The sequence below is a fragment of the Leptospira weilii genome (assembly GCF_006874765.1).
GTDB lineage: Bacteria > Spirochaetota > Leptospiria > Leptospirales > Leptospiraceae > Leptospira > Leptospira weilii.
The window spans coordinates 652,501-657,500 of the sequence record NZ_CP040840.1 but is presented as its reverse complement, the minus strand read 5'-3'; the positions used below and the strand labels follow the sequence as shown (position 1 = coordinate 657,500).

The 5,000-nt window shown below is 40.8% G+C and carries 4 protein-coding genes (2 of these 4 only partly in view); all 4 read left to right on the top strand.

What is annotated here, in order from left to right:
- Tightly spaced (at most 17 nt apart), the 4 genes in view from FHG67_RS03120 to FHG67_RS03105 form a layout consistent with a single transcriptional unit that may run on beyond the window.
- Positions 1-1,414 carry the 3' portion of a type I restriction-modification system subunit M gene (locus FHG67_RS03120; protein WP_004500183.1) on the top strand. It extends 128 nt beyond the left edge of the window, so the window shows 1,414 of its 1,542 coding nt (coding positions 129-1,542); its start codon lies beyond the left edge, outside the window; it ends in the stop codon at positions 1,412-1,414.
- Between the two features lie 11 nt (positions 1,415-1,425).
- On the top strand, positions 1,426-2,577 hold the full coding sequence (locus FHG67_RS03115; RefSeq protein ID WP_172616491.1) for a restriction endonuclease subunit S: 1,152 nt from the start codon (positions 1,426-1,428) through the stop codon (positions 2,575-2,577).
- A complete protein-coding gene (locus FHG67_RS03110) occupies positions 2,574-3,743 on the top strand; it encodes an AAA family ATPase (protein WP_142499648.1) in 1,170 nt (389 codons plus the stop codon). Before FHG67_RS03115 ends, FHG67_RS03110 begins: the two co-directional genes overlap by 4 nt.
- Positions 3,744-3,760: 17 nt before the next feature.
- Positions 3,761-5,000, top strand: the start of a protein-coding gene (locus FHG67_RS03105; protein ID WP_142499647.1) for a type I restriction endonuclease subunit R. Its footprint extends 1,859 nt past the window's final position; only the first 1,240 of its 3,099 coding nucleotides appear in the window; it begins with the start codon at positions 3,761-3,763; its stop codon lies beyond the right edge, outside the window.

Here is a 5,000-nt window from a genome sequence, read left to right as displayed (position 1 = left end):
CAGTGAGAACTTTACCAACTACATGGAAGGCGGTGATAGCAGTATTCAGTATTCAAAACTAAACGATAAAAAAATCACCAAAGAGATCAAGGACGATGCCATCAAAACCAGGGGATATTTTATCTACCCAAGCCAGCTCTTCGCCAATATCGTTACCAAGGCTGACAAAAACGAGCGCTTAAATACAGACCTGGCTGGTATATTTAAAGACATCGAAAGCTCCGCCAACGGATTTCCATCAGAGCATGACATTAAAGGATTGTTTGCCGATTTTGATACTACGAGTAATCGCCTCGGGAACACAGTAAAAGATAAAAACAGCCGTCTTGCCGCCGTTCTCAAACGTGTGGCCGAGCTAGATTTTGGTGATTTTGATAGCAGTCATATCGATTTGTTTGGCGATGCCTACGAATTTCTTATCTCCAACTATGCGGCCAATGCAGGTAAATCCGGCGGTGAGTTTTTCACTCCCCAGCATGTCTCCAAGCTGATTGCTCGGCTGGCTATACACAAGCAGACACGCATCAATAAAATCTATGACCCCGCCTGTGGTTCCGGCTCCTTACTTTTACAAGCCAGAAAGCAATTTGATGATCATATCATAGAAGAAGGTTTTTTCGGCCAGGAAATCAACCATACCACTTACAACCTCGCGCGAATGAATATGTTCTTGCATAATATCAACTACGATAAGTTCGATATCGAGCTGGGAAATACTCTGATCGACCCTCGGCATAATCATGAAAAACCATTCGATGCCATTGTCTCCAATCCTCCCTACTCGATTAACTGGAAAGGAAGCGATGATCCGACCTTGATCAACGACGAGCGTTTTGCGCCAGCAGGAATATTGGCCCCTAAGTCCAAGGCAGACTTTGCCTTTGTGCTCCATGCACTCAGTTATTTATCGAGTAAGGGTCGTGCGGCCATTGTCTGCTTCCCCGGTATTTTTTACCGCAGTGGCGCCGAACAGAAAATCCGTCAGTATCTGGTAGGTAATAACTTTGTCGAAACCGTCATCTCACTAGCGCCTAATTTGTTTTTTGGGACCACCATCGCCGTAAATATTCTGGTTCTTTCCAAACATAAAACAGATACAAACACTCAGTTCATTGATGCAAGTGGTCTTTTCAAAAAAGAGACCAATAATAATATACTCACCGAAGACCATATTGAACAGATCATGCAGACCTTCGATAGCAAGGTTGATACGGAGCACTTTGCAAAATCCGTAAGCGTTGAGACAATCGCCAACAACGATTACAATCTATCCGTAAGCAGTTATGTAGAAGCCAAGGACAACCGAGAAGTGATCGATATCCAAAAACTCAACGCAGAGCTAAAAACCACCGTCGCCAAAATCGATCAGCTCCGTGCAAACATTGATGCAATCGTTGCGGAGATTGAAGGGTGAGTAAGAGCTTTATGGAAAAGCTTTTGAAGGGTGCCAAAGTGGAATGGAAAGCGCTGGGGGAAGTAATTATATCGAATACAGGAGGAGGAACCCCTTCAAAAGCAAAATCAGAATACTGGAACGGTGAAATTCCTTGGGCTTCAGTTGGAGATCTAAGCATTGATGGGCATTTTATAAAAAAAACCAGAAATCACGTTACTTCTGAAGGTTTAAAAGACAGTTCCTCAAATTTGATAAGCAAGGGAGATGTTATTGTTGCTGTAAAGATATCTCCCGGAAAAATGAAAATTGCTGGCATTGATCTTGCCATTAACCAAGATTTGCGCGGATTAAAACTTAAAGATGAAATTAGTGCAAAATTTCTAAATTACTACTTTCAGATTTTAATATTGCAAGGGACTGGAACCATTGTAAAAGCAATCACCTCAAAAGATCTAGAGAAAGTAGAAATCCCCATTCCTCCCCTGCCCGTCCAAGAAGAAATCGTCCGCATTCTGGACGCATTTACTGAGCTTACCGCCCGAAAAAAACAATACAACTACTATCGAGATCAACTCTTAAGCTTTGATGAAGGAGAAGTGGAATGGAAGACATTGGGGGAGGTTGGCGAAGTTCGTATGTGTAAACGAATTTTGAAAGAGCAAACTTCATATGAAGGAGAAATTCCATTTTACAAAATTGGTACTTTTGGTAAAAAACCCGATGCCTACATTTCGAGAAACTTATATGAAGAATACAAAGCGAAGTATAGCTATCCGAAAATTGGCGAAATCTTGATTTCCGCTAGCGGTACCATCGGAAGGGCCGTTGTGTTCGACGGAAAAGAGTCTTATTTTCAAGACAGTAATATTGTTTGGATAGAAAATAATGAAAACTTTATTTTGAACAAGTTTTTGTTCTACTTTTACAAAATAGCAAATTGGGATATTTCGGAAGGCGGAACAATCCAACGGCTTTATAATGATAGTTTACGTAAACTTAGAATCCCAATCCCTCCCCTCGCCCAACAAGAACGCATCGTTCGCATTCTCGATAAATTCGATGCCCTGACCAACTCGATCAGCGAAGGTTTGCCTCGTGAAATTACACTGCGTCAAAAGCAATACGAGTATTATCGCGAATTATTGTTGAGTTTTCCGAAAGCAGAGGTAGATCCGAAATGAGTAAGACCCTGACGGATATAGCAAAGCTTCTAAAAGATACCGATCAAAAAGTGCAGTTGATCTATGCATTTAATGGCACGGGCAAGACTCGCCTTTCCAGGGAATTCAAACAGCTCGTTGCACCCAAAAACAATCGTGATGAGGCAGATCAGGCTGAGTCATCGCATAACAAAATTCTTTACTATAACGCCTTTACCGAAAACTTATTCTATTGGGACAATGACTTAGAGAAAGATGCGGAACCAAAATTAAAAATTCAACCTAATTCGTTCACGGATTGGATACTGAAAAACCAAGGACAAGATCGCAATATCATAACTAATTTTCAGCATCATACCAACGAAAAGCTAACGCCACAATTCAATGAAGCGTATACTATCAAAAATAAAAACGAGCAAGAGGTTATCGTCAAAGCGTTTTCGGAAGTAACCTTCTCCCTGACACGGGGCAACGAAGAGCGTTTGGGTAATCTTAAAATTTCTAAAGGCGAAGAGAGCAATTTCATTTGGAGTATTTTTTACAGTTTGCTGGAACAAGTTATCAGTGTTCTAAATGTCATCGATTCGAGTGAACGGGAAACGGACCAATTTGATCAGTTGGAATACGTGTTTATTGATGATCCTGTCAGCTCCTTAGATGAGAACCATTTAATTGAATTAGAGGTGGATCTGGCGGAACTGATTCAGCCCAGTAAATCAGATATTAGATTTCTAATAACAACCCATAATCCGCTTTTTTATAATGTGCTTCACAATGAATTTAAGAAAGATACTTTCAAAAAATATATCCTGAAAAAACAGGAAGATGAAAGCTATGAATTAGCGAACCAATCCACTGATTCTCCTTTTTCTTACCATCTTCATCTTAAAGCCGAACTCGAGAATGCTATCGAAACAGGTCAGTTACATAAATATCATTTCAATTTTCTCAGAAACATTTTAGAAAAGACTTCTACGTTTGTCGGACTGGAGAAATGGGAAGATCTGTTACCAAAAACAGAGGATGGCGATCCGAATCCTTATGAGGTTCGAATTATCAATTTCTCAAGCCATTCCAAACATTCAGATAATGAAGTCGTTGAGGTTCCGGATGAGCACAGGCGAGTTCTAAGCTTTCTGGTTAAAAAGCTCGATGAAATGTATCGTTTAAGAATGCGTACCAAATAAGATCCGAAGGCAATTGAATGACTGAATACAAAACCATAGCCGAATCCAATCACTTTATCGTTTTAGATAAATACAACAGAGAGTGGCAGGTAAGCGAAAGCTACCAAAGCGAAGCCGACCTGGAAAAAGAATTGGTTCAGGATTTGAAAAACCAAGGATACGAATTTCTCTCTGACTTAAATACTCCTGAGAAGATGTTGGCCAATGTCCGAGAGAAATTGCAAGCACTGAATGGCATGCAGTTTTCAGAGGGAGAATGGCTTCGATTTGTGGAAACCTGGCTGGATAAACCCAGCGATACGGTCATAGATAAAACCCGTAAAATTCATGATGATTATATCCACGACTTTGTCTTTGACGACGGCCATATTCAGAACATCTATCTATTAGATAAAAAAAATATTACCCGCAACAAAGTGCAGGTGATCAGGCAGTTTGAACAAGCTGGCACTCATTCGAACCGTTATGATGTAACCATTTTAGTAAATGGCTTGCCTATAGTGCAGATCGAACTGAAAAAACGCGGCGTCGCCATTCGTGAAGCCTTCAACCAGATCCACCGTTATAGCAAAGAGAGTTTTAATAGCGAGCATTCCTTATTCAAGTATCTACAGTTATTTGTGATTTCAAACGGAACCGATAGCCGTTATTTCGCTAACACCACCCATCGAAATAAGAACAGCTTCGATTTTACCATGAACTGGGCAAAAGCAGATAACAGCCTCATGAAAGATTTAAAGGATTTTACTGCTACATTTTTCCAGAAAAACACCTTGTTGAACGTATTGCTAACCTATTCCGTATTTGATGCCAGTGATACCCTGTTAATTATGCGACCCTACCAGATTGCCGCAACGGAGCGCATTTTATGGAAGATAAAAAGTTCGTATGCTACCAAAAACTGGAGTAAGCCCGAAGGTGGCGGTTATATTTGGCATACGACGGGTTCCGGTAAGACCTTAACTAGTTTTAAAGCGGCGCGTCTGGCGACCGAGCTGGATTTTATCGATAAGGTTTTTTTTGTGGTGGATCGAAAAGATTTAGATTACCAGACCATGAAAGAATACCAGCGTTTTTCGCCGGACAGTGTTAACGGTTCTGACAGCACAGCGGGCTTAAAGCGCAACCTCGAGATGGATGATAATAAAATCATTGTTACCACCATCCAGAAGCTCAATAACCTTATAAAAAGTGAAAGCGACCTATCCATCTATAACAAGCAAGTCGTATTTATTTTTGATGAGGCGCACCGCAGCC

Excerpts from the sequence above, each read along its gene's own strand:
- FHG67_RS03115 (WP_172616491.1), top strand. The coding sequence starts at position 1,426 with ATGGAAAAGCTTTTGAAGGGTGCCAAAGTGGAATGGAAAGCGCTGGGG.
- FHG67_RS03110 (WP_142499648.1), top strand. The coding sequence starts at position 2,574 with ATGAGTAAGACCCTGACGGATATAGCAAAGCTTCTAAAAGATACCGAT.